1 protein-coding gene and 1 pseudogene are annotated in these 4,616 nt (G+C 71.9%); both read right to left on the bottom strand.

The annotated features are described in order from the left end of the window. A partial coding sequence (locus OO69_RS49220) for a type I polyketide synthase (RefSeq protein ID WP_158713544.1) occupies positions 1-4,251 on the bottom strand: 4,251 nt, incomplete at its 3' end. A gap of 61 nt (positions 4,252-4,312) precedes the next feature. Further along, a pseudogene (locus OO69_RS54035) lies at positions 4,313-4,576 on the bottom strand (acyltransferase domain-containing protein); the annotation flags it as partial. Between the last annotated feature and the right edge of the window lie 40 nt (positions 4,577-4,616).

Consider the following 4,616-nt stretch of genomic DNA (forward strand, 5'->3'; position numbering starts at 1 on the left):
TTCCCCGGTCGGCACGGATGGGTCCAGCGGCTCGGTCACCCGGGCCGGTTCGGCCTCCTCCAGGACCACGTGCGCGTTGGTGCCGCTGATCCCGAAGGAGGAGACGGCCGCGCGGCGTGGCTGGTCCGTGTCCGGCCACGGCGTTGCCTCGGTCAGCAGTGCGACCGCGCCGCTCTCCCAGTCCACGTGCGGCGACGGCTCGTCCACGTGCAGGGTCTTGGGCAGTACGCCGTGCCGCATCGCCATGACCATCTTGATCACGCCGCCGACACCGGCGGCGGCCTGGGTGTGGCCGATGTTCGACTTGAGCGAGCCCAGCATCAGCGGCCGGTCGGCCGAGCGTTCCCTGCCGTAGGTGGCGAGCAGCGCCTGCGCCTCGATCGGGTCGCCCAGCCGGGTGCCGGTGCCATGGGCCTCGACGGCGTCGACCTGGTCGACCGCCAGCCGGGCGTTGGCCAGCGCCTGCCGGATGACCCGCTCCTGCGAGGGGCCGTTGGGCGCGGTGAGCCCGTTGCTGGCGCCGTCCTGGTTGACGGCGGAGCCGCGCATGACCGCGAGCACCTGGTGTCCGTTGCGCTCGGCGTCCGACAGTCGCTCCAGCAGCAGCAGCCCGACGCCCTCGCCCCAGCCCGTGCCGTCGGCTCCGGCTGCGAACGCCTTGCAGCGGCCGTCGCTCGACAGGCCGCGCTGTCGACTGAACTCCACGAAGGTGTTGGGCGTGGACATCACGGTGACGCCGCCGGCCAGCGCGAGCGTGCACTCGCCGTTGCGCAGCGCCTGCCCGGCCAGATGCATGGCAACCAGCGACGAGGAGCAGGCGGTGTCGACGGTGACCGCCGGGCCTTCGAGGCCGAAGGTGTACGACAGCCGGCCGGACACCACGCTGGAGATGTTGCCGGTGAGCAGGTGTCCTTCGAAACCCTCGGGCTTCTGCTGCAGGCGTGATCCGTAGTCGTTGTACATCACGCCGGTGAAGACACCGGTCTGGCTGCCGCGCAGCGTGGCCGGCTCGATGCCCGCCCGCTCGAACGTCTCCCAGGCGGTCTCCAGCAGCAGCCGCTGCTGCGGGTCGGTCGCCAGCGCCTCGCGTGGGGAGATCCCGAAGAAGTCGGGGTCGAACTCGTCGGCGTCGTGCAGGAATCCGCCGTGCCGGGTGTACGACTTGCCGATCCGGTCCGGGTCGGGATCGTAGAGTTCCTCGTCCCAGCCGCGGTTCTCCGGGAAGGTGGAGATCCCGTCGACCCCCTCCGCAACCAACTGCCAGAGTTCCTCCGGGGTGGTGACGCCACCGGGGTAGCGGCAGCTCATGCCGACGATCGCGATCGGTTCGGCGGAGTCAACGGTGGTCACCCGCACGGTCGTTGTGACCGTGCCTCGCGCCTCCGTCACGGCGATCCGCAGATGCTCCACCAGAGCGGTGGGCGTGGGGTAGTTGAAGATCAGTGTGGCGGGCAGCCGCAGGCCGGTCGCCGCGTTGATCTGGTTGCGGAACTCCACCGCGGTGAGCGAGTCGAAGCCCAACTCCTTGAAGGCCAGGCCGAGATCGATCGTGTCCGCAGTGGCGTGCCCGAGCACCGTCGCGGTCTGGGCCCGTACCAGATCCTGGAGCGTGCGCAGCCGCTCGGCCTCGGTCAGGCCCGCCAGCCGCTGGGCGAGCGACCCGCCTGCCGAGCCGTTGGCCGCCGTGGCACGGTGGGTGGGGACGCGGACCAGGCCACGTAGCACCGGCGTGAGGGTGCCGGCCGCCGCCTGCGTACGGAGCGTGGCGGTGTCCAACTGGGTCGGTACGAGGGCGGGTCTGCCCGAGCTGAGCGCCGCGTCGAACAACGGGAGACCCACTTCGGGCGTGAGCGGGGCGATGCCGCCGCGGGTCCACCGGGCGAGGTCGGCCGTGTCGAGGGCGGCGGCCATACCGCCGGTCGGTGCCCACAGACCCCAGGCGAGGGAGGTCGCCGGGAGGCCCTGCGCTTGGCGGTGGGTGGCGAGGAAGTCCAGGAAGGTATTGGCGGCGGCGTAGTTGGCCTGGCCGGGGGATCCGAGAGTGCCGGCGATGGAGGAGAAGAGGACGAAGGCGTCCAGGTCGAGGTGGGCGGTGAGCTGGTGGAGGTTCCAGGCCGCGTCGACCTTCGGGCGCAGCACGGTGTCCAGGCGCTCAGGGGTGAGCGCCTCCACCGTGCCGTCGTCCAGCACACCGGCGGTGTGGATGACGGCGGCCAGCGGGTGCTCGGCCGGGACGCTCGCGATAAGGGCGGCGACGGCTTCGCGGTCCGCCGTGTCGCAGGCGGCGATCATCACGGTGGCGCCGTGTGCGGTGAGTTCGGCTTCCAGCTCCAGGGCGCCTTCGGCCGCCGAACCCCGGCGACTGGTCAACAGCAGGTGCCGAACGCCGCGTTCGGCGACCAGGTGGCGGGCCAGCAGCCCCGCCAGGACGCCGGTGCCACCGGTGATCAGTACGGTGCCGTCCGGGGTCGAGGAGAATGCGTCGTCCGGGGCCGTGGTGGGGACGCGGGTGAGCCGGGGGACGGTCATCGCGCCTTCGCGGAGGGCGAATTGGGTCTCGCCGGTGGCCAGCGCGACCGGGAGGGCCGCCGTCGATGCGTCGGTGTCATCGAGGTCGGCCAGGACGAACCTGCCCGGGTTCTCGGTCTGTGCCGACCGCACCAGTCCCCACACGGCCGCCGCTGCCGGATCGTTGACCTGGTCGTCGGGGTGCGTCCGGAGGGCTCCGTGGGTGACCAGGACGAGCCGGGACTGTGCGTACCGTTCCTCGGCGAGCCACCGTTGGAGGAGTTCCAGTACACGCCGGGTGGTGGCGTGGACGTCGGCGGGCAGGTCGTCGCCGTGGTCGCCGTTGATGTGGGCCAGGACCAGGCCGGGGATCGGGTCGGTGCTGTCGTCCAGCTCGGCGAGGTCCACGTAGGGAAGAAGTTCCGTTGCGGCGGGCGAAGCCGGGACCCACTCCACCGTGAACAGAGACCGATGCTGTTCCGTGCGCGCGGCGGCCAGCTGCTCCGCCGAGATCTGCCGGAGTTCGAGCGACCCGACCGAGGCCACCGGGGCGCCGCTGCCGTCGGCGACCGTCATCGCGAAGGCGTCCCCGGCCAACGGCGAGAACCGCACCCGCAGGGAGGTCGCGTTGGCCGTGCGCAGCGCGACATCGCTCCAGGCGAACGGCATCCGCAGCCTGTCCGCATCCTCGGGACCTGCGGCCAGCAGCAGAGCGTGCAGGGACGCGTCGAGCAGCGCCGGATGCAGGCCGAACCGGCCGGTGCCGGGCGCGTCGGGACCGGACACGCCGACCTCGGCGAACACCTCGTCGCCGAGCTTCCAGGCGGCCAACAGCCCCTGGAACGTGGGGCCGTAGTCGTAACCGCGTGCGCTCAGGTCGGCGTACGCCCCGTCGAGGGGCAGCGGAAGCGCGCCGGTCGGCGGCCAATCACGGCTCAGGTCGCCACCGGCGGGAGCAGACTCCGCCGGGTCGCCGACGCCGAGCGCTCCGGAGGCGTGCCGGGTCCATGGCTGGTCGTCCCCGGTGTCGTCCGACGCGGCGTCGGCGAGCCGGGAGTGAACGACGAACGGCCGCCGTCCGGCCGCGTCGGGCCGCTCCACGGCGAGCTGGAACTGCACCCCGCCCCGGGCCGGCAGCACCAGAGGTGCCTCCAGCGCGAGGTCCTCCATCCGCTCGCAACCCACGTGCGCGGCGGCGTGCAGAGCCAGTTCGACGAACGCGGTTCCGGACAGCAGCGGTGTACCCATGATGGCGTGGTCGGCGAGCCAGGGGTGATCGCGCAGCGACAGCCGCCCGGTCAGCACCACTCCGCCGTTCTCGGCGAGTTCCACGGCCGCGCCGAACAACGGGTGGTCGGTCAGGTCGAGGCCCAGATCGGTGGCCTTGCCGCTGGCATTGGGCGGGTTGAGCCAGTAGCGGCTGCGCTGGAAGGGGTACGTGGGCAGCGCGACGGCCCGGTCGGCACGGCGGTCCTCGTCCGCACCGGTGAGGGGCTGCCAGTCCAAAGGGGCGCCCTGCGTGTGCAGGCGGGCCAGTGCGCTGAGGAGGGTGGCCGCGTCGGACCGGTTCCGGCGCAGGACGGGCGCGAGCATGGCCTGCGGGTCCGCGTCGCCCGCTGCCTGGTCCGCCTGGTCGGCATCGGTCTCGGTCGCCGCGAGGGTGGCTTGGGCGAGTGGGGTGAGGATGGCGTCGGGGCCGAGTTCTATGAAGTGGGTGACGCCCTGGTGCTTCAGCTGCCGCACGGCGTCGGTGACCGGTGAGGGTGGAGATGATGGGGATGACCGGGGTGTGGAAGGTCAGTGAGGCGGCGATGGTCCGGAATTCGTTGAGTGCGGTGTCCATGTGGGGGGAGTGGAAGGCGTGCGAGACGGTGAGTGTTCTGGTTTTACGGCCCCGGGTTTTCCATTCTCCGGCGATGCGGTGGGCGGTGTCGTGGTCGCCGGAGATGACGGTGGAGTCGGGGGAGTTGAGGGCGGCGATGTCGATGCCGGGGGTGAGCAGGGGCTGTAGTTCGTGTTCGGTGGCCTGGATGGCGATCATTGCTCCGCCGGAGACGGCGGTTTGCATGAGGCGGCCGCGGGCGGCGACGAGGGTGGCGGCGTCGTGC

Source organism: Streptomyces sp. NRRL F-525, assembly GCF_000716605.1.
Taxonomy (GTDB): domain Bacteria; phylum Actinomycetota; class Actinomycetes; order Streptomycetales; family Streptomycetaceae; genus Streptomyces.